Origin of the sequence: Pseudomonas sp. ADAK21, from assembly GCF_012935735.1 — a bacterium.
GTDB lineage: Bacteria > Pseudomonadota > Gammaproteobacteria > Pseudomonadales > Pseudomonadaceae > Aquipseudomonas > Aquipseudomonas proteolytica.
This window is the reverse complement of the sequence record NZ_CP052857.1, coordinates 4931591-4949678: the sequence shown is the minus strand read 5'-3', so window position 1 is coordinate 4949678 and position 18088 is coordinate 4931591. Positions and strand designations below refer to the sequence as shown.

Sequence of the window (18088 nt, the reverse complement as noted above, 5' to 3'; positions counted from 1 at the left end):
ATCATGTCGCTGCCCGACCTGGCCGCCCCGCGCTTCTGGCGTGATGCCAGCCTGCCGTTTATCGAAGCACGTACCATCGATGATGGGCGCAAGGTCTGCTACACCCGGCATGCACACGACCATTTCTCGATTGGCGCGATCACCGCCGGGCAGAGCCTGTATATCCATGGCGCAGACACCTTCCATATCCATACCGGCACCGTGGTGCTGATGAACCCCGGCGACGTGCACGCCTGCAACCCGATCGACGACCAACCCTGGTCGTATCACATGCTCTACATAGACACGCCCTGGCTGACCGACCTGCAACACCAGTTGGGGTTTGCCAGCGAGTTGGACTTTCGCCGTTTCAGCACCCCCCATACCGATGATCCGCAGCTGTTTGCCGGCCTGCTCGAACTGTACGCCGTGCTGACCGACGAACACGCCGAGCACCTGCACAAACACAGCGCCGTGGTGAGTTTTTTCAGTGACGTGCAATTGCGCCTGAACCCAGCGGCAACAGTGGTACGGGAGGTCAATCACAAGTTGGAGCGCGCCGCCGAGTACATCCGCGAACAGTGCACCGAGGCGCTGAAACTCGAAGACATCTGCCAGGCCGCGCAGCTGTCGCCGTCGTACCTGATCCGCGCGTTCAAGCAGTATTACGGCATGACGCCCCACGTATTCCTGGTCAACCAGCGGATCCAGTTTGCCCGCCAGCAACTGCGCAGCGGCCAGTTGATTGCCGATGTGGCACTGGCCGCGGGGTTTGCCGACCAGGCGCACTTCCAGCGCACGTTCAAGCAGCACCTGGCAGCCACGCCGGGGCAATATCGCGGCTGAATCAGCCCAGCAACAGGTACGCCACACTGATCACCAGCAACAACGCCATCACCCGGTTGAACAGGCGCATGCCCCGCGCATTGCTCAGGTAACGCCGAAAAAACGTGCCCACATACGACCAGCACGCCACCGACAAGTAGCAAATCACCAGGTACACCGCCGCCAGTTGCCAGACCCGCGCGGCTTCGCCGTCGGCCGCAAACAGGCCCATACCGGCGACACATGCCAGCCAGGCCTTGGGGTTGAGCCACTGCATGACCGCGCCATACAGCATCGAAGGCGCAACGCTGGCATCTTGCGCATCCAGCCGGCCGTCATCGGTCGCCAGCTTGTAGGCCATGTACAGCAGGAATATCACCCCACCCCACTGGATGCCCTGGGTCAAGACCGGCCAACGGATCAATAATTCGTGCAAGCCCAGGCCGATCAACACCAGCAACAACGTAAACCCCAGCGCCGCGCCAGCCACGTGTTTCTGGCTGGCGACAAAACCAAAGCGCGCCCCCGAGCCGAGGGCGACGATATTGACTGGGCCGGGGGTGATAGAGGTCGCCAGGGCGAAGGCGGCCATGGACATGATCAAACTCATTGCATTTCCTTTTTCTACTCACAGGGAGCGGCGCCTGTACGCTACGTGCCTGTAGCCAATGCGTATTGAACAAAATGCCCCTGTAGCAGCCGGCTCCTACCTTCCCGCCAGGGTTGCCTTGAGCAATCGCAGCTCCAGGTATTGCAGGAGCATGATGGTCTTGCCATCGACAATCTCACCGCGCGCAACCATGGCGATAGCCTCGTCGAAGCCCAGTTCCAGCACGTCGATATCCTCGCCTTCCTCCGCAAGCCCACCGCCCTCGCTCACGCGGTCGCCGGGTTGATACTCACCGATAAAGAAATGAATGCGCTCGGTTACCGACCCGGGGCTCATGAACGCCGAGTAGATTTTTTCGACATGGCCGATGCGGTAGCCGGTCTCTTCCTCGGCTTCCAGGCGGATACGTTCCTCTGGGCTGGCGTTGTCCAGCAGGCCTGCAGCGGCTTCGATCAGGTAGCCGTCATGGCCATTGACGAAGGTCGGCATGCGGAACTGGCGAATCAGCAACACCGTGCGCTGCTGGGTGTTGTACAGCAGGATGGTCGCTCCGTTGCCACGGTCATACACCTCCCGCGTCTGGGCTTGCCAACTGCCATCACGGCGGCGCAGGTCAAAGCTGTACTTTTTCAGCAGGTACCAGTTGTCCGAGAGCAGCTCTTGGGAGGTGATGCGTACGGGGCTGTTGTCCATGGCAGGTCCTTTTGGTCGCAGGGGGCGCAGCATGTCGGGGACATCCTGTCAGCGTCAAGCTGTCCATCGGCCAGCATCGGCGCGCGTTATCCGGCTACAATCGCGCCCTTTCTGTACCGGATGACCGCCCACGCGTGTGGCTGACGGGGTTATCTCGACAGTGCATCTTGCGGGGTCAAGGACATGATGCTGCACATACCGACGCTCTTGATGGTCGCGGTTTTCGTTTTCTGCCTGATGGGCCTGCTTACCGTCCACGCCTGGCATCGCGTGCGTGAGCCGACCCTGGGCTACCTGGGGGTGATGCTGTTGCTGGCTTCCCTCGGCACCACGCTGATCGTGGTGCGCGGCGTGGGCGTGGATTTTGTCGCGCTGGTGCTGGGCAATGTGGTGCTGCTGCTCAGTGCCGCCATGAACTGGACCGCCATGCGCCTGTTCGTCCATGGCAGGCCGCACCTGCCGGGCATCCTCGCAGGCCCCGCGCTATGGCTGTTGATGTGCCTGGTGCCGCAGTTCTATGGGTCGATGTCCAGCCGGGTGTCGCTGTACTCCCTGCTGGCTGCCAGCTATGGCGTGCTGTCGGCGCTGGAGTTGTGGCGCCATCGCCGACACCTGGAAGTGGCCTATCTGCCAGCGATGGGGCTGATGCTGTTTCATACGACGTTTTACTGTGTACGGGCGGTGATTGACCCCGGCATGCCGCTCAAGAATGAACATGCGCTGATGGGCGAAGGCGTGCCGTTTTTTTCGTTCATGCTGTTCGAATCCATGCTGTATGCGATCGGCATCGCCTACGTCACCCTGGCGATGGTCAAGGAGCGCGCCGAACTCAACTTCAAGGCCGCTGCATTCAGCGATGTATTGACCGGCATCGGCAATCGCCGGGCGTTCATGCTGCATGGCGAGCAACTGCTGGCCGACAGCCAACAACGCGGCAAGCCGGTGACATTGCTGTTGTGTGACCTGGACTACTTCAAGCGCCTTAACGACAGTTTCGGCCACCCCATGGGCGACCAGGCATTGATAGCCTTCAGCAAACTGACCTCGTCGATTTTGCGCAAGCACGATCTGTTTGCGCGCATCGGCGGTGAAGAATTTGCCTGCCTGCTGGCCGACACCGATGAACAAGGCGCGGTGCAGGTGGCCGAACGTATCCGCCAGCGGTTCGCCGAACTGGACTTGTTGGCCCCCGGGTTCCTCAGTGTGAGTATCGGGGTGGTGACCAGCACCGCCGCGTGCCACGATCTGTCACGGCTGCTGTCCCAGGCAGACCAGGCGCTGTATCGCGCCAAGGATCAGGGGCGCAACCGCGTACAGACGGCCTGTAACACTTTGCAAGCAATCGCCCCCTGACGGCGGTCTGAATAATTCCTTCACGGGCAAGGCTTCTGGTAAAAAACCTGCTTCGCTTCTGTCCTGGAACCTCCATGTCCTCACGTTCTCTCTCGCGCTGGCGCTGGCTACCGCTGCTGTGCATGGCGCTACTGATCCTCGGCCTGCCGGTAGGGTGCAATGTGCTGCAACACAAGGAGCGGGAGCTGGTGTTTCGTATCGAACCCGGCCCTGCCAGTTGGTATCGCGGGCTGCCCAGTGATGTGCAGGAGTTCGAGCTCAAGCCCGCCAGCTTCAAGTCCGGGCAGAGCCTGCATGGCTGGTGGTGGCCGGCGGCGAAAAAAGACGCGCCGGCGATCCTGTATCTGCACGGCGTGCGCTGGAACCTTACCGGCCAGCTGTTTCGCATCGAGCAACTGCATGCCCAGGGTTACTCGGTGCTGGCCATCGACTATCGGGGCTTTGGCCAAAGCCGGGGCGACCTGCCCTCAGAATCCAGTGTCTACGAAGATGCACGGGTGGCCTGGGAGCGCTTCCAACTGCTGCAACCCGACCCGGGCAAGCGCCTGATCTACGGCCACTCCCTGGGCGGCGCCGTGGCCATTGACCTGGCGGCCGAACTGGGCCAGCAGGCCGTCGCTGAACACCTGCCGCCGCCGGTGCGTGGGCTGGTGATCGAATCCACCTTTACCTCCCTGGCCGATGTCGCGGCGGCGGTGGCCAACACCTCGCTGCCGGTGCGGTGGTTGCTGTCACAGAAGTTTGACTCCATCGACAAGATCGCCGATATCCACATGCCCTTGCTCGTCGTGCATGGCCTGGATGACCGCTACGTGCCGCCGCGTTTCAGCCAGCAACTGTTTGATGCCGCGCAAGAACCCAAGCACTTGCTGTTGGTACCGGGAGCCAGTCACAACAACAGCCTGAGCCTGGGCGGCCGCAGCTATCGCCAGGCACTCCAGGGTTTGCTGTAGAACGGCGAATCCGGCACCGGTTGGAGCGACGCGTGTCAAGCGCATGCCACGCGCCAAAAGGCTTGCAAACGTTCCTGATCAAATATTGATCGCAGGTCGAATCGCCAGTGGCACCGGGGCCACGCAAGGTTATCCACAGAGATACCCACGGTTTTCGTGGACAACTCTTTTTGCATTTAAACGATTTTTTTACGCTGATGGTTCACCGGCTGACGTCAGCCTTTTGCTTGGCAATCGCCTTGGGGCCAGTGATCGCCCACAGAATCACACCCAGCAGGGGTACGAAGACAATCACCACAACCCATAGCATTTTGGTTTCGGCTCGACTGGCACTGCGCAGTACACAGTTGATGGCCCACAACTCAACCAGCACCAACAGCGTGGCCAAAATAATCCAGACGTATTCGATTTGCATGGTTCACCTCCTGAGGTCATACACCTTAGGGCCAGGGGTGAACGCGAGGGTTCAGAAAAAATACCAACGACTGCTCAGGTTTGTGGCGAGGGCGCTTGTTGTGGGAGGGTGGCTTGTTGTGGCGAGGGGGCTTGTCCCCCGCTGGGCTGCGCAGCAGCCCCAAAGCCAGCCGCCTCGGTATATCTGGCAGAACGTGGTGAGGCTATTGGGGCGGCTTCGCCACCCAGCGCGGGGCAAGCCCGCTCGCCACAAAAAAAGCCAGCGGTGAGCTGCAAGTTGCAGGCTTAGGTCAACCAGGGTCTGGCACCTTGTCTGTCGCAATCGGCAGTTCAATCCCCCAATCGCCATGCAAGTACCAATCCTCACCGATCATTTCGGCCGGGTGCATGGTGCGGTCGGCACCGTTGCCGCAGGCCAGGGCGCTAGTCGCACAATAACGGTCGCAGCCCCAGCAGATACGCTCAGGGTGTTTGGGGTTTAGCGGGAATGGCTTGGCCATGAGCAGGCTCCACGGCAGTGGGCGGTGATTTGATCCTACGGCCGCCGCCCGCCCACAGCCTTGACCAACGTCAAGAATGGTTGTGGTTATATCCCTGGAAACTTGACAGGAATCATTATTATTTACAGCAAAGCTTTCTAGACTCGGACTCTCTTTTGCCCTGTCAGGAAGCCCCCATGCGTATCCCCTTCACGCTGTCACTGGCCTTGCTGTTGTCGACTGGCGCGGCCGTCGCCAAGGAATACCCGATCGGCGAGCCACAAATGTGCCCCGGCCTGGAAGTCGGTGCGGTCTATCTGCAACCGATCGAGATGGCGCCACCAGGCATGATGCGCGCCACCGCCGATTCGGATGTGCATCTGGAGGCCGATATCCGCGCCACTGCCGACAATCAACAGGGCTTCCAGGAAGGCAGTTTCGTGCCTTACCTCAACGTCTCGTTCCGTCTGCAGAAGCAAGGTGCAGCCAGCCCGATCATCGGTGAGTTCCACGCCATGGTGGCCAACGACGGGCCGCACTACGGCGATAACGTCAAGCTGCTGGGTCCTGGCAAGTACCAGCTGACTTTCACCGTGATGCCACCCAGCGGCCACGGCTCACTGGGCCGGCATACCGACAAAGAAACCGGGGTCGCGCCGTGGTTCGAGCGCTGCGAAGTGCACTACGAATTCGTCTACGCGGGTATTGGCAAGAAAGGCGGCTACTGAATGCGCCGCGCCCTCGCCCTGTGCGCCCTGCTGGCCGCTGGTGCGGCCCTGGCAGCACCTTTGCCGACCTATGAATTGACGCTGCAGGACGGCCACTTCAACCCGGCGCAGCTCAAGGTGCCGGCCGGCCAGCGCTTCAAGATCGTGTTGAAAAACATCGGCCAAGGCCCGGCCGAGTTCGAGAGCACGCCGCTGCGCGTAGAGAAAGTGCTGTCGCCTGGGGTGACCACCTTTGTGGTGATCCACCCGCTCAAACCGGGCACTTATGGGTTTTTCGACGAATTCAACCCACAGTTGCCCGAGGGCAGCATCCTCGCCGAATAACGGCCCAGGAGCATTTGATGAATCAATCGATGTTTATCGTCTGGCGCGAAAGCGTCGAGGCGTTGCTGGTGATCGGCATCCTCCAGGCCTGGATCAGCCAACAATCCGAGGCCTCGCGCCTGGGGCGTTTCCTGTGGGCCGGAGTGCTCCTGGGGCTGCTGTGTTCCGCCGGGTTGGCGGGCTTGATGCTGTGGGCCGGTGAAGCCATGAGCGGGCCCAGCGGTGAATGGTTCCAGGCCGGCATGACCCTGGTGGCAAGCCTGTTGATGGTGCAGATGGTGTTCTGGATGCACCGCCACGGGCCGGGCCTCAAGCACACACTGTTACGGGACGCCGAGCAGCGCGCGGCGCGCCAGGGCGGCCTCGGTGTGTTGTTGCTGGCGTTATTGGCAGTCAGCCGCGAAGGCAGCGAGACCGTGGTGTTCCTGTATGGCGCCGGCGCCCAACTGCATGGCCCGGCATTGGGCCTGTTCGCCATTGGCGGGGGGCTGGGCCTGGTGTTGGCCGGGTTGACAGTCATGCTGCTGCGCAGCACGCAGCGGTTGATTTCGTGGTCGCGTTTTTTCGCCCTCAGTGAGGTGCTGTTGCTGCTTTTGGCGGCCTCCTTGCTGGTCGCTGCCGCAGAACGCATCGGCGGGCAACTGTTGGCGATGGACATGCCCGATTGGGTCTACACCCTGGTGGGCGAAGCCTGGTGGGACAGCAGCGCCCTGCTCAGTGACAGCCACGGCCTGGGCGCAGTGCTCGCCGGCTTTGCCGGGTACCGCGCAACGCCCAGCACGGTCACCCTGCTGGTGCTGGCCGGCTATTGGTTGCTGGTGGGCCAAGGGCTGTATCGCACCCGGCGAGCAGCGCTGTGAACACCCCCTGGCTGCAACGCCTGGGGGATGGCATGCGCCGCCACGCGCGGCTGATTCGCGGTATGCAATGGGCGGTGGTGCTGTTCTACGCGGGATTGCTGGTGGTACCCGCGCTGCTGCCGCTGCCCGCCAGCCAGGCGCGTTTGTTGGATAACCTGACGCTACTGGCACAGTTCCTGTTCTGGGGCGTGTGGTGGCCGTTCGTGGTGCTGTCCATCGTCGTGTTCGGCCGCGTGTGGTGCGGCGTGCTCTGCCCTGAAGGCTCGTTGAGCGAATGGGCCAGCCGCCATGGGCGCGGCCTGGGCATTCCGGGGTGGATCCGCTGGGGCGGTTGGCCCACCGTGGGTTTCTGCCTGACCACCCTCTACGGGCAATTGATCAGTGTGTACGACTACGCCCAGGCGGCCCTGCTGATCCTCGGCGGCTCGACCGTCGCCGCCGTGCTGGTGGGGCTGCTGTTTGTGCGCGGCAAACGGGTGTGGTGCCGCTACCTGTGCCCGGTCAGCGGTGTATTCGCCCTGCTCGCGCGCCTGGCGCCCGTGCATTTCCAGGTTGATGAACAGCGTTGGAAAGCCAACGACGGCCCACGGCTGCCCCTGCCCAACTGCGCGCCGCTGCTGGACATCCGCCGCTTGCAAGGTGCCAGCGATTGCCACGCCTGTGGCCGCTGCAGTGGGCAACGCGGCGCGGTGCAGTTGATTGCGCGCTCGTGCAATAGCGAAATCCTCCAGGCCCCACGCAAACCCGCCTTGGCCTGGGATACGCGCTTGTTGTTGTTTGGCGTGATCGGCCTGGCGATGGGCGCCTTCCAGTGGACCGTCAGCCCGTGGTTCATCACGTTCAAGCAAGCCCTGGCGCAATGGTTGGTGGAGCACGACTGGTTGTGGCCGTTGCAGGACAACGCGCCCTGGTGGCTGTTGACCCATTACCCCCAGGCCAACGACAGCTTCAGCTGGTTGGATGGGTTTTGTATCGTTGCGTACCTGGGTGCCAGCAGCCTGCTGATCGGCGGCGCATTGATGGGGCTGGTGCACCTCGCCGCACGACTGAGCGGTGAGCGTGCACGGTATTGGGCCCTGGCGCTGACCTTCACGCCCCTTGGCGGTGCAGGACTGTTCCTGGGGCTGTCGGCAACCACCGTCAAGTTGTTGCGTTATGAAGGGTTGTTGCTCGACTGGGTACAGCCGGCACGCGGCGCGCTGCTGGTTGGGGCGATGGGCTGGTGTTTATGGCTGGGGTGGAAACAGCTGGCCGACACGCCACTGGCACGACAGTGCGCCGCCTGGACATGCCTGCTAGTGGGCAATGGGCTGGTGGGGTACGGCTGGTGGCTACAGTTCTGGGGTTGGAATCTCTAGGAGCCGGCTTGTCGCAGTGAGCGGGCTTATTGTGGCGAGCGGGCTTGCCCCGCGCTGGGCTGCGTAGCAGCCCCAACTGAGCCGGATACGGTGTATCAGATGCTCCGTAGCGTCTGGATTTAGGGCTGCTGCGCAGCCCAGCGCGGGGCAAGCCCGCTCGCCACAGCAAGCCCGCTCGCCACAATGGCCCGTCTTGCGCGGTTAGACGCGGAACCTGGCAACCGTCAGGTGCAGTTCCCCAGCCATTTGCGCCAGTTCATGGCCGGCCGTATCGGTATGCCGTGCGCCGAGCAAGACTTGCTCCGACAGATTGCGAATCCCCACCAGATTGCGGTCCACCTCCCGCGCCACCAATGCTTGCTCTTCGGTGGCGCTGGCGATCATCAGGTTGCGTTCGTTGATCTGCGAGATCGACTGGGTAATCGCTTCCAGGGCCTGGCCCGAACGCTCGGCCACGCTCAAGGTAGCCCGTACCAAATCACTGCTGCCCTGCATCGCGGTCACAGCTTGTTCGGTGTCCAGGCGGATGTTGCCGATCATCTGCTCGATCTCCTGGGTCGAGGCCTGGGTGCGATGGGCCAGGGCCCGCACCTCATCGGCCACCACGGCAAACCCGCGCCCGGCATCCCCGGCCCGTGCCGCCTCGATGGCGGCGTTGAGGGCCAGCAGGTTGGTCTGGTCGGCAATACTGCGGATCACCTCCAGCACGCCGCTGATGTCCTGCACCCGCCCGGCCAGTTGCTGGATGCGCACCGAGGTGCCACTGACGCCCTCTGCCAGGGTGTTGATGGACGCGACGGTTTCTTGCACCTGATCGCGCCCCAGTTGGGCCGTCTGCGCCGATAACCGTGAGGCTTCACTGGTGCTCACTGCATTGCGCGCCACTTCATCTACCGCCGCCGTCATCTCATTGACCGCCGTGGCGGCCTGTTCGATCTCCATGCCTTGCAGTTGCAAGCTGCTGCTGGTCTGGCTGCTGACCGCGCTCAACTCCTCGGAAGAACTGGCCACGCGGTCCACCGACGTGGCGATCTGGCGCACCATTTCATTGAGGTTGTCCTGCATCTGTTGCATGTTTTTCATCACGCTGCCGTCGGCGCTGCCCGCCGTTGGCACTTCGGTAGTCAGGTCGCCCTGGGCAATCTGGCTCAATACCCGCGCGGCCTCGTCGGGCTCGCCGCCCAGGGGCCGGGTCACGCTGCGGGTGACAATCACCCCCGCCGCCACCACCAGGGCCACGCACAGCAGGAACAGCCCCAGCATGTTGCGCCGCGCCTCGCTGTACAGGGTCTGCGCCGCGCGCTCGCGCTCGGTAAAGATCTGCCCCTGCAAGGCCATCATCGCCTCCAGGCTCTTGAATACGGCCTGCTCGGCGGGTTGCACATTCTGCTTGAGCTGCGCCACACCCTCGGCATGGGCGCCCTGGCGGATAAGTGCCTGCACCTGGGTAAAGGCGCCCACATAGGCTTCGCGCCGCTGCTTCAGGTCGGCATAGGCCGCCTGGCCCGCAGGTGTGTTGAACAGCGGCTCCAGTTGGGTGAAGGCATCGGTAATGCGTTGGCGGGTGGTACCAATGGCCTGTTGTGCGGCCTGGTTGTCCTCATCGATCAGCAAGTCGCGGGTATTACGGCCGTTGTCGCGCACACCGGTGGCAATCACCATGATCGGCGCGATTTTCGGCCAGTCCTGCTGCACGATCAGTTCCGATTGTTCCTTGAGGGTGCCCAGGTCGTGCAAGGCGTAGAGCGCCATGCCCGCCAGGGCCAAGGGGGCGATGGCAAAGCCGATCGCGATGCGGCGGGCGGTGGTTAGTCGAGTCATGTCATAAGCTCCCTGATGAATACCTGCCCCCAGGGGGCAGCATCTTTGATAATCCGGTGGGAGTTCAATCGCCACGCTTGAAAGGGCTCCGCGAAGGGATCAACCCCGTAAAACAAATGCCGGGAACAGTGCCCGCATTTTCTCCCATAGTTCAGGCAGCAAGGCCTGTGCCGAAACGCTCGGCAATTGCTCATCGAGCATGCGCGCGGTGCGCACCAGCTGTACGGCGAAGCGCTTGACTCCCCGCTCTTGCAAACGCTGGGCCAGCAGCAGCAGGCGCTGCGGGTCGATCAGGTGCCAATGCACGGTGGTGCGGCATTCGTAGTCCACATCGCTGTGCAGCAGCAGGTCGAGGCTGCGCCAATTGGCGGTGCCGCTGCCCTTGACCTGGGTGATCAACTGGCAGTCCTCGGCCAGGGACTTGACGTCAAAGCCAACCCAATCGGCATGGGCCAGGGCATTGGCGAACGCCGCAGGCTTGATCCCGGCACTGTGCAGGCCGATGCGAAAGCCCATTTTGCGCACTTCGTCCATGGCTGCCGGCAGGCCTTCCTGCAGGGTCGGTTCACCACCGCTGAACACCACGGCATCCAGCAGGTCCTGGCGCCGTTGCAGAAACAGCAAAACCCGGCGCCAATCCACCTCATCGCTACCGCGAGGGGGGATCAGGTCCGGGTTATGGCAATATCGACAACGCCAGGCACAGCCCTGGCAAAACAGCACGCAGGCGAGCATGCCGGGGTAGTCGAGGGTGGTCAGGGGCACGAGGCCCCCGACCCGTAGTGCTCGACTCATTGGCGCCCGGCCGCCGCCGCACTTTCGGTAAAGTGCGCGCGCTCACGGTGCTCCGATTGTTTGCCGGGGTTAAAGGCCGAAACCGGTCGGTGGTAGCCCATGACACGGGTCCAGACTTCACAGCGTTGGCGTTGTGGCTGGGTGGTTTGCATGGTGAATCTCCTTGGGGTTGGAAAACGGTTAGCACCTTGCTCTGTAGGAGCGAGCTTGCTCGCGAAGAACGTCAACGATCACGCGTGCTGCCTGGTTAAACGCGGTGTACTTGAGTGCTTCGCGAGCAAGCTCGCTCCTACAAGGTGGCGTTAAGGGCCAGGACCTCGTCGCACTTGGGGCAGAATTCATGTTCGCCCGCCAGGTAGCCGTGCACCGGGCAGATGGAGAACGTCGGCGTCACCGTCAGGTACGGCAGGCGGAAGCGCCCCAGGGCCTTGCGCACCAGCTGCTTGCAGGCCTGGGCCGAGGAAATCTGCTCGGCCATATACAGGTGCAGCACGGTGCCGCCGGTGTATTTGCATTGCAGTTCGTCTTGCAGCTCCAGGGCTTCGAACGGGTCTTCGGTGAAGCCCACTGGCAACTGCGAAGAGTTGGTGTAATACGGCGCGCCAAGGCTGCCGGCCTGGAGGATCGCGGGGAAACGCTTGAGGTCTTCCTTGGCAAACCGGTAGGTGGTGCCTTCGGCCGGCGTGGCCTCCAGGTTGTAGAGGTGGCCGGTGTCTTCCTGAAAGCGCAGCAACGTGGCGCGCACATGGTCCAGCACCTGCAGCGCAAACTCGCGCCCGCGGGCGGTATGGGTGCCCTCCTCGTCGCCAGTGAAATTGCGCAGCATCTCGTGCATGCCATTCAGGCCGATGGTTGAGAAGTGATTGCGCAAGGTCCCCAGGTAGCGCTTGGTGTAGGGGTACAGGCCGGCGTCCATATGGTGCTGGATCACCTTGCGCTTGACCTCCAGGCTCTCCATCGCCAGTTCCATTAGGTGGTCCAGGCGTTGCAGCAGGCCGCTGGTGTCGCCCTTGAACAGGTAACCCAGGCGGGCGCAGTTGATCGTCACCACCCCCAATGAGCCGGTCTGCTCCGCCGAACCGAACAACCCGCCGCCACGCTTGAGCAACTCGCGCACATCCAGCTGCAAGCGGCAGCACATCGAGCGCACCTGGTTGGGCTGCATATCGGAGTTGAGGAAGTTCTGGAAGTACGGCAGGCCGTAGCGCGCGGTCATCTCGAACAGGCGGTCGGCGTTTTCGCTGTCCCACGGGAAGTCATGGGTGATGTTGTAGGTGGGGATCGGGAAGGTGAACACCCGGCCCTTGGCGTCGCCGGCCTGCATCACTTCGATATAGGCGCGGTTGATCAGCTCCATCTCCGCTTGCAGGTCACCGTAGGCAAATGGCATTTCTTCACCGCCGATAATCGGGATCTGCTCGCGCAGGTCTTCCGGGCAGACCCAGTCGAATGTCAGGTTGGTAAACGGCGTTTGTGTGCCCCAGCGCGAGGGCACGTTGAGGTTGTAGATAAACTCCTGCACCGCCTGGCGAATCTCGGGGAACGTCAGTTGGTCCTTGCGCACAAAGGGCGCCAGGTAGGTGTCGAACGAGCTGAAAGCCTGGGCACCGGCCCACTCGTTCTGCAGGGTGCCGAGGAAGTTGACCATCTGCCCCAAGGCACTGCCCAGGTGCTTGGGCGGCCCGGCTTCGACGCGGCCGGGCACGCCATTGAGGCCTTCGTGCAGCAGCGTGCGCAGGGACCAGCCGGCGCAGTAGCCGGCGAGCATGTCCAGGTCATGGATATGCAAGTCCGCCTCGCGATGGGCCTGGCCGATCTCCTGGCTATAGACCTCGTCCAGCCAGTAATTGGCGGTGACCTTGCCCGACACGTTGAGCACCAGCCCACCCAGGGAGTAACCCTGGTTGGCGTTGGCCTGCACACGCCAGTCTTCACGGTCGAGGTACTCGTTCATCGAGGTGGCGACTTCCACCAGGGTCTTGCGATCCCGGCGCAGGCGCCCGTGCTGCTCGCGATAGACGATATAGGCACGCATCGCCAAAAAGTACCCGGCGTCCATCAACACCCGCTCGACACTGTCCTGGATCTGCTCCACATCCAGGCGGGTAATCCCGCGTAGTCGGGCGAGCACCGCCCCTAACAACAGATCGACTTCGGCGTCCTGATACTCACCGGTGGCGTTACCCGCGGCGATCATCGCCTGACGGATTTTCTCGGCGTCAAAGGCTACGAGGGTGCCATCGCGCTTGTGTAGGCGGGTACTGACCAGCGGGCTTGAGGTGATCTGCATGGGGGCTCCAAAACACTACATATAGATTTAATAGTTCGTATAGACACAAGATGCAGTGATGGTACGCAGTGAAAGGTGGGTTGCAATTGATCAGGGTCAAGTTTGCGCAGAGGTATCGTCACGGGCCAGTTCACGTTCAATCTGTTCGATGCTGGGTAAGCTGGTTTGGAGTTCTGCCGGGAGGGCGCCGACCAACTGGTACTCCGCCACCCCGATGGGTCGAGCGCTGTCACGCAAAGCATATTCAGCCACTATCTTGTTTTTGCTTTTGCACAGCAGCAAACCAATGGTGGGGCTGTCTTGCGGGTGCTTGAGTTGGGCGTCCACCGCTGCGAGGTAAAAACCCAACTGCCCCAGATGCTCTGGCTTGAACTTGCCGGCCTTGAGCTCAATAGCGACGTAACAGCGCAGTTTCAGGTGATAAAACAGCAGGTCAATGAAGAACTCCTCGCCGCCCACATCCAGCAGGACCTGCTTGCCGACAAAAGCAAAGCCTGCCCCCAACTCCAGCAAAAAGTCGGTGACATGCCTGATCAGAGCGCTTTCGATCTCACGCTCCTGCGCGTCCAGGGTCAGCCCCAGAAAATCGAAACGATAGGGATCTTTCAGTGACTCGCGGGCCAAGTCCGACTGGGGCTTGGGCAGCAGGGTTTCGAAGTTGCTGACAGCATTGCCACTGCGCTCCAGCAAACGGGTCTCGATCTGCATGACCAGAATGTTGCGTGACCAGTTGTGCTCAATGGCTTGGGCGGCGTACCAGCGGCGGGTTTCGGGGCCGGGCAGTTTATCGAGCAGGACCAAATTATGACCCCACGGCAATTGTGCAGCAGCCTGTTGCACAAACTGAACATCAGGCCAAGCCTCGGCAAATGCGCGCATGTACTTGAGGTTGCGCGGCGAAAAACCTTTCATATCAGGAAAAGCTGAACGCAAATCCTGCGCCAGGCGCTCAATGACTTTTGCTCCCCACCCTTGCTGCGCCTGGCGGGTCAAGATGTCCTGGCCAATCTGCCAGTACAGCAGCACAAGCTCACGGTTTACTGCCAGCGATGCACGCTGCTGGGCAGAGTGAATACGGTTTTTCAGCTCCTTCAACCAGTCGCCATATCCCTCAGGAGGTGTAGTGAGGCCTTCAGCGGATCGATTCATTCCGGGTTCCTTGTCGATATTGCCCGTTGTAGAAACCAGCAATGGTAACGACGGAAAAACGCCACGCGGGCCAGCGGAATGCCCTTGATACAAAACAACGGGAACTACTATGCGACAGGGTTCCAGCACCTCCTCACCCCCCACTCATGTTCATAAACCGCACCACCTGCACCTCGCCCTCCCCGGTAAAGTCATGGCGCAGTGGTTTACCCCGCAACGCCTTGTGCAACGCTTCCACCAACGGCCGGTCATCCAACGGATAGCGGCGCAGCAACGCACGAAAATCCACCGCGTTGTCCTGCCCCAGGCACAGCAGCAACTGCCCTTCCACCGTCATCCGTACCCGGTTGCAGCTGGCGCAGAAGTTGTGGGAGTTGGGCGAGATAAAGCCGATGCGCGTCTGCGCGTGCCTGGCCAGGCGCACGTAGCGTGCCGGGCCGCCGCTGTTTTCGGTGCTGTCGAGCAAAGCGTGGTGCTCGCTGATCAATGCACGCACCTGCTCGCTGGAGCAAAAGGATTCGCCCCGCGAACGCCCCACATCCCCCAACGGCATCTCTTCGATAAAGCTGATATCGATGCCCTGGTCGATGGCGTACTGCACCAGCGCCGGCACTTCATCAAAGTTGCGACCCTTCATCACCACGCAGTTGAGCTTGACCCGCTCGAACCCGGCATCCCGAGCGGCCTCGATGCCGTCCAGCACCTGGCGCAAGTCGCCGTTGCGGGTGATCGCGCGAAAACGTTCGGGGTCGAGGCTGTCGAGGCTGATATTCATGCGTTTGACCCCAGCCTCCACCAGCGGCCGCGCCAAGCGGCCCAGTTGCGAGCCGTTACTGGTCATGACCAGTTCGCGCAAGCCGGGCAACGCGGCGATGTGGCGGCACAGCTCGACAATGCCCGGACGGATCAGCGGCTCGCCCCCGGTCAGGCGGATCTTGCGCACACCCTGGCTGACGAACACCGTCGCCAGCCGTTGCAGCTCCTCCAGGGTCAACACCTGCTGGCGCGGCAGGAAGGTCATGTTTTTTGCCATGCAATACACACAGCGAAAATCACAACGATCAGTCACCGACAACCGCAGGTAGTCAATGGAACGGCCCACACCATCCACCAGGCTCATGTCACTGCACCAACGGCGAGTCGGCGCCCTGCAGCGCGATGCCACGTACATCGGCCGCGCCAATCAGGGTTTGCAGGTATTGCACCAGTGCCTTCTGCCACACCCCTTGCTGCAACTGGGTGCGAATCGCCGTGGCGACTGCCTCGTAGGGCAGCGGCTGGCCTTCGATGCGCTGATCGACGCAGATCACATGCCAGCCGTAGCGGCTTTCCAGGGGTTTGCTGGCCAGGCCCGGGGCCAGGGTAAACAATTGGCGCTCCAACTCTGGCACGGTCTGGCCTTTGCTCACCTGCCCCAACGAACCGCCCTGGGCCTTGGACGGACACGCCGAGTATTTCAAGGCCAGGTCGGCAAAGCTGGCCGGCGACTCTTGCAGGCTCAACAACAACACCTCGGCCTGGGAATGCGCGACATGCCGCGCCTCGGCGTCGTCCGGCGCACACTCCAGCAAAATGTGCCGTACCGCGAGCAACGGCGCGCTGTGAAAGCGCCCGCGGTTGCTTTCGAAGTAGCGCACACAGGTGGCCTCGTCGCAGTCCGGCACCTTGACTTCACGCTCCAGCAACAGGCGGGTCGCTGCCTCTTCTTCGTTCTCGCCGGCGCCAACTTCCAGCAACACTCCCAGCTCACGAATCCGCTGCTGTAGCAGCTCACGGATCACCAAGGCGCGGGCGGCGAGGAACACCGCCTCCTCGCGACTCTCAGCCGGGTGATATTGCAGTTCCTGAGCCATCGCCTCGGGGGCAATCTGCACCCCGTTGACGCTGACAATCGGCCATTCCTGTTCGCTGCTGGCGATCAGTTGAGGCTCGACGGCCACCACCACTTCCGGCTCTTTGGCCGAAGAGCTGCAACCACCACCGCCGCTGCCGCCACCACATCCGCATCCTGTAGTCATGACGTTCTCCTCACTTCTGCCGCACGATTTGATAACGACGGCCCAGGTACCAGATCGGCGCACTGACCATGTGCACCAGACGGGTAAACGGGAACAGTACAAACAGGGTCAGGCCCAGCGCCACGTGCGCCTTGTAGATCAGGCTCACCGGGGCAATCGCCGCCGCTGCTTCCACCGGCCGCAGCAACACCACGTTCTGCGCCCAGTCCGCGAGCATCACCATCACCGAACCGTCCATATGCCCGGTCGACGCAACGATAGTCAGCAAACCCAAGACCAGCTGCGCCAGCAACACCAGCAAGATCAGGATGTCCGATGGGCTTGATGTGGCCCGTACCCGTGGATCAGTGAGGCGACGATTGACCAGCATCACCAGGCCCACCAGGCACAGCAGGCCGAAGAAACCACCGGAGACCATCGCCAGCAGCTGCTTGTTTTCGGTACTGATCACATGGTGGTAGATCGACGCCGGCGTCAGCAGGCCGACAAAATGCCCGGCCAGCACGAACAGCACGCCGATATGGAAGAAGTTGCTCGCCACACGCATGCCACGGTTATTGAGCATCTGGCTGGAGCCGGCCTTCCAGGTGTACTGCGACAGGTCAAACCGCGCCCAACTGCCTAACAGGCAGATGGCCAGGGCGACATACGGATACACGCCAAATACCAGCAAATTCCACTTAGACATTACCCACCTCCTTGGCTGGCACGGCGGCCAGCCCTTCGTGCTGAAAATCCACCCAGTGCAACGGCACCGCACTTTCTTCGCGGGCCTTGCCCGGCGCGCTGGGCATGGCGCTGCAACGGTCCTGCTGCTCGGCCTGCATGAAGTCCACGGCCTCCTCTTCCCAGACCTTGTCCAGGGCTTCGAGGGAGTCGTCGCGCACTTCGGCGGCAACCTGGGCACGCAACTCGGCAATCGCCTGGTGCGGCTCGGCGCCGCTGATCTGCAACAGCGCACGGAAGCAACTGGCATAGGCGCTTTCGCGCTCGTCCAGGCGCGCCGCCAGCAAGGCCAGCAGGTGCGCCACATCCGCCAGGCCCTCGCGGGCCTCGATGTCTTCGCGGGTGGACAGAAACTCCAGGTACAACGGGATGTAGTCCGGCAGCTCCTTGACGCCGATGGCGAACCCGGCCTCCTGGTACTGGGCCATCATGTCGACCATGGCCTGGCCGCGATCGCGCGACTCGCCATGCACGTGTTCAAACAACAGCAGCGACAGCGAGCGACCGCGGCCAAACAGTGCACCGTAGTGCTCCTGGCCATCCATCAGGTCATTGCTGCAGATCAGCTCCAACAGCTCGAACAACGCACCACGCTGCTTGGGGCTGATTTCCCGCGATTCGAGAATCGCCTGCTCCAGTTCATCGCGGCCGTTCACCAGGGTTTCGGTGGGATAGTCCAGCAGCAACGAGATCACTTTAAGAATGCGCATGGC

20 protein-coding genes are annotated in these 18088 nt (G+C 62.1%); 7 read left to right on the top strand and 13 right to left on the bottom strand.

Going from position 1 to position 18088, the window contains the following annotated elements; genetic code table 11:
* The first annotated feature begins 3 nt into the window (after positions 1-3).
* A complete protein-coding gene (locus HKK57_RS22440; RefSeq protein WP_169390793.1) occupies positions 4-825 on the top strand; it encodes an AraC family transcriptional regulator in 822 nt (273 codons plus the stop codon).
* Between the two features lies 1 nt (position 826).
* Here the strand turns inward: HKK57_RS22440 and HKK57_RS22435 are convergent, their stop codons facing one another.
* On the bottom strand, positions 827-1414 hold the full coding sequence (locus HKK57_RS22435) for a LysE family translocator (RefSeq protein ID WP_029291356.1): 588 nt from the start codon (positions 1412-1414) through the stop codon (positions 827-829).
* Positions 1415-1510: 96 nt separating this feature from the next.
* Complete coding sequence (locus HKK57_RS22430; RefSeq protein ID WP_029291354.1) at positions 1511-2107, bottom strand: NUDIX domain-containing protein; 597 nt, start codon at positions 2105-2107, stop codon at positions 1511-1513.
* A 183-nt stretch (positions 2108-2290) separates the two neighbouring features.
* Between HKK57_RS22430 and HKK57_RS22425 the strand changes: the two genes are divergently transcribed.
* Positions 2291-3460: a GGDEF domain-containing protein gene (locus HKK57_RS22425; protein WP_169390792.1), complete on the top strand. Its 1170-nt coding sequence runs from the start codon at positions 2291-2293 to the stop codon at positions 3458-3460.
* A 74-nt stretch (positions 3461-3534) separates the two neighbouring features.
* The gene (locus tag HKK57_RS22420) at positions 3535-4413 is read left to right on the top strand and encodes an alpha/beta hydrolase (protein WP_092237003.1); all 879 of its coding nucleotides are present in this window, start codon (positions 3535-3537) and stop codon (positions 4411-4413) included.
* A 202-nt stretch (positions 4414-4615) separates the two neighbouring features.
* On the opposite strand, the gene HKK57_RS22415 is transcribed toward HKK57_RS22420, so the two are convergent.
* Together HKK57_RS22415 and HKK57_RS22410 are read right to left on the bottom strand one after the other, a co-directional pair.
* Positions 4616-4828, bottom strand: coding sequence for a PLDc N-terminal domain-containing protein (locus HKK57_RS22415; RefSeq protein WP_029291348.1), 213 nt, complete (start codon positions 4826-4828; stop codon positions 4616-4618).
* 289 nt (positions 4829-5117) lie between these two features.
* Positions 5118-5327 (bottom strand): DUF3079 domain-containing protein, encoded by a 210-nt coding sequence (locus tag HKK57_RS22410; protein WP_029291346.1) that lies wholly within the window; start codon positions 5325-5327, stop codon positions 5118-5120.
* Between the two features lie 176 nt (positions 5328-5503).
* Here HKK57_RS22410 and HKK57_RS22405 point away from each other — a divergent pair, with 176 nt between their 5' ends.
* Genes HKK57_RS22405 through HKK57_RS22390 form a run of 4 tightly spaced genes read left to right on the top strand, consistent with a single transcriptional unit; the run spans position 5504 to position 8576 of the window.
* Positions 5504-6034: an iron transporter gene (locus HKK57_RS22405; protein ID WP_029291344.1), complete on the top strand. Its 531-nt coding sequence runs from the start codon at positions 5504-5506 to the stop codon at positions 6032-6034.
* The gene (locus HKK57_RS22400; protein ID WP_029291342.1) at positions 6035-6358 is read left to right on the top strand and encodes a cupredoxin domain-containing protein; all 324 of its coding nucleotides are present in this window, start codon (positions 6035-6037) and stop codon (positions 6356-6358) included.
* Positions 6359-6375: 17 nt separating this feature from the next.
* Positions 6376-7218: an FTR1 family iron permease gene (locus HKK57_RS22395; protein WP_070994255.1), complete on the top strand. Its 843-nt coding sequence runs from the start codon at positions 6376-6378 to the stop codon at positions 7216-7218.
* Positions 7219-7250: 32 nt separating this feature from the next.
* The gene (locus tag HKK57_RS22390) at positions 7251-8576 is read left to right on the top strand and encodes a 4Fe-4S binding protein (RefSeq protein WP_169391238.1); all 1326 of its coding nucleotides are present in this window, start codon (positions 7251-7253) and stop codon (positions 8574-8576) included.
* A gap of 201 nt (positions 8577-8777) precedes the next feature.
* On the opposite strand, the gene HKK57_RS22385 is transcribed toward HKK57_RS22390, so the two are convergent.
* The 9 genes from HKK57_RS22385 to narJ form a co-directional block, all read right to left on the bottom strand.
* Positions 8778-10397, bottom strand: coding sequence for a methyl-accepting chemotaxis protein (locus HKK57_RS22385; RefSeq protein WP_070994254.1), 1620 nt, complete (start codon positions 10395-10397; stop codon positions 8778-8780).
* A gap of 99 nt (positions 10398-10496) precedes the next feature.
* The gene (locus HKK57_RS22380) at positions 10497-11192 is read right to left on the bottom strand and encodes an anaerobic ribonucleoside-triphosphate reductase activating protein (RefSeq protein ID WP_133715711.1); all 696 of its coding nucleotides are present in this window, start codon (positions 11190-11192) and stop codon (positions 10497-10499) included.
* Complete coding sequence (nrdD, locus tag HKK57_RS22375) at positions 11189-11344, bottom strand: anaerobic ribonucleoside-triphosphate reductase (protein WP_029291331.1); 156 nt, start codon at positions 11342-11344, stop codon at positions 11189-11191. The genes HKK57_RS22380 and nrdD overlap by 4 nt, the downstream gene beginning before the upstream one ends.
* A gap of 137 nt (positions 11345-11481) precedes the next feature.
* Complete coding sequence (locus HKK57_RS22370; protein ID WP_029291329.1) at positions 11482-13482, bottom strand: ribonucleoside triphosphate reductase; 2001 nt, start codon at positions 13480-13482, stop codon at positions 11482-11484.
* A 96-nt stretch (positions 13483-13578) separates the two neighbouring features.
* Entirely contained in the window at positions 13579-14631 is a 1053-nt protein-coding gene (locus HKK57_RS22365) for a PDDEXK nuclease domain-containing protein (protein WP_169391237.1), read from the bottom strand.
* A 133-nt stretch (positions 14632-14764) separates the two neighbouring features.
* A complete protein-coding gene (moaA, locus tag HKK57_RS22360; RefSeq protein WP_029291325.1) occupies positions 14765-15751 on the bottom strand; it encodes a GTP 3',8-cyclase MoaA in 987 nt (328 codons plus the stop codon).
* A gap of 1 nt (position 15752) precedes the next feature.
* Positions 15753-16649 (bottom strand): peptidylprolyl isomerase, encoded by an 897-nt coding sequence (locus HKK57_RS22355; protein WP_070994251.1) that lies wholly within the window; start codon positions 16647-16649, stop codon positions 15753-15755.
* Positions 16650-16659: 10 nt separating this feature from the next.
* On the bottom strand, positions 16660-17337 hold the full coding sequence (narI, locus tag HKK57_RS22350; protein WP_169390791.1) for a respiratory nitrate reductase subunit gamma: 678 nt from the start codon (positions 17335-17337) through the stop codon (positions 16660-16662).
* A complete protein-coding gene (gene narJ, locus HKK57_RS22345) occupies positions 17330-18085 on the bottom strand; it encodes a nitrate reductase molybdenum cofactor assembly chaperone (RefSeq protein WP_029291318.1) in 756 nt (251 codons plus the stop codon). The genes narI and narJ overlap by 8 nt, the downstream gene beginning before the upstream one ends.
* Between the last annotated feature and the right edge of the window lie 3 nt (positions 18086-18088).

Coding starts and splice junctions, on each gene's coding strand:
- moaA (WP_029291325.1), bottom strand. CDS start 15,751: ATGAGCCTGGTGGATGGTGTGGGCCGTTCCATTGACTACCTGCGGTTG.
- narI (WP_169390791.1), bottom strand. CDS start 17,337: ATGTCTAAGTGGAATTTGCTGGTATTTGGCGTGTATCCGTATGTCGCC.
- HKK57_RS22400 (WP_029291342.1), top strand. CDS start 6,035: ATGCGCCGCGCCCTCGCCCTGTGCGCCCTGCTGGCCGCTGGTGCGGCC.
- HKK57_RS22390 (WP_169391238.1), top strand. CDS start 7,251: ATGCGCCGCCACGCGCGGCTGATTCGCGGTATGCAATGGGCGGTGGTG.
- nrdD (WP_029291331.1), bottom strand. CDS start 11,344: ATGCAAACCACCCAGCCACAACGCCAACGCTGTGAAGTCTGGACCCGT.
- HKK57_RS22415 (WP_029291348.1), bottom strand. CDS start 4,828: ATGCAAATCGAATACGTCTGGATTATTTTGGCCACGCTGTTGGTGCTG.
- HKK57_RS22370 (WP_029291329.1), bottom strand. CDS start 13,482: ATGCAGATCACCTCAAGCCCGCTGGTCAGTACCCGCCTACACAAGCGC.
- HKK57_RS22385 (WP_070994254.1), bottom strand. CDS start 10,397: ATGACTCGACTAACCACCGCCCGCCGCATCGCGATCGGCTTTGCCATC.
- HKK57_RS22425 (WP_169390792.1), top strand. CDS start 2,291: ATGATGCTGCACATACCGACGCTCTTGATGGTCGCGGTTTTCGTTTTC.
- HKK57_RS22420 (WP_092237003.1), top strand. CDS start 3,535: ATGTCCTCACGTTCTCTCTCGCGCTGGCGCTGGCTACCGCTGCTGTGC.
- HKK57_RS22430 (WP_029291354.1), bottom strand. CDS start 2,107: ATGGACAACAGCCCCGTACGCATCACCTCCCAAGAGCTGCTCTCGGAC.
- narJ (WP_029291318.1), bottom strand. CDS start 18,085: ATGCGCATTCTTAAAGTGATCTCGTTGCTGCTGGACTATCCCACCGAA.
- HKK57_RS22365 (WP_169391237.1), bottom strand. CDS start 14,631: ATGAATCGATCCGCTGAAGGCCTCACTACACCTCCTGAGGGATATGGC.
- HKK57_RS22355 (WP_070994251.1), bottom strand. CDS start 16,649: ATGACTACAGGATGCGGATGTGGTGGCGGCAGCGGCGGTGGTGGTTGC.
- HKK57_RS22435 (WP_029291356.1), bottom strand. CDS start 1,414: ATGAGTTTGATCATGTCCATGGCCGCCTTCGCCCTGGCGACCTCTATC.
- HKK57_RS22405 (WP_029291344.1), top strand. CDS start 5,504: ATGCGTATCCCCTTCACGCTGTCACTGGCCTTGCTGTTGTCGACTGGC.
- HKK57_RS22395 (WP_070994255.1), top strand. CDS start 6,376: ATGAATCAATCGATGTTTATCGTCTGGCGCGAAAGCGTCGAGGCGTTG.
- HKK57_RS22380 (WP_133715711.1), bottom strand. CDS start 11,192: ATGAGTCGAGCACTACGGGTCGGGGGCCTCGTGCCCCTGACCACCCTC.
- HKK57_RS22440 (WP_169390793.1), top strand. CDS start 4: ATGTCGCTGCCCGACCTGGCCGCCCCGCGCTTCTGGCGTGATGCCAGC.
- HKK57_RS22410 (WP_029291346.1), bottom strand. CDS start 5,327: ATGGCCAAGCCATTCCCGCTAAACCCCAAACACCCTGAGCGTATCTGC.